General features: G+C 62.4%; 1 protein-coding gene. It reads left to right on the top strand.

Going from position 1 to position 510, the window contains the following annotated elements; all coding sequences use genetic code 11:
* Positions 1-510, top strand: a 510-nt coding sequence (gene mbhE, locus ACTIFS_RS21765; RefSeq protein ID WP_439576214.1) for a hydrogen gas-evolving membrane-bound hydrogenase subunit E, incomplete at both ends; no start/stop codon positions are given.

The raw sequence follows: 510 nt of genomic DNA, 5'->3' as shown, positions 1-510 counted from the left end.
CGCCTACCTCGCCAAATATCACAGGTTGGCGGCGGTCATCCTTGTCGGGGGCTCCGGACTCGCAACGTGCCTTACGTTCGCCTGGCTGTCCGCAATCGATCTCGCATTGACGCAGCTTCTGGTCGAGATCGTGACGACGGTACTTCTGCTGCTGGGCTTGCGGTGGCTTCCGAAGCGGATCGAAGTGATCGACCTCGTTGCACGCGCGAAGACGATAGGCTCGACCCGCCGCCGTCGCCTTCGTGATCTGACCGTCGCCCTGATGAGCGGCTCCGGGCTTTCGATCTTGGCCTATTCCGTGATGACGTCGCCCGCGCCAGACAGCATATCGAAGTTCTTCCTTGAACGAGCCTACACCGATGGCGGCGGGACCAACGTCGTCAACGTCATTCTGGTCGACTTCCGCGGATTCGATACCCTGGGCGAGATCACTGTGCTCGGCGTGGTCGCGTTGACCGTCTTCGCGCTGCTACGCCGCTTCCGTCCAGCGGCCGACAGCGTCGGCATTCC

The sequence above is a fragment of the Phreatobacter sp. genome (assembly GCF_051860605.1).
In the GTDB taxonomy this organism is placed as follows: domain Bacteria; phylum Pseudomonadota; class Alphaproteobacteria; order Rhizobiales; family Phreatobacteraceae; genus Phreatobacter.
This window is presented reverse-complemented; position numbering and strand designations above follow the sequence as displayed.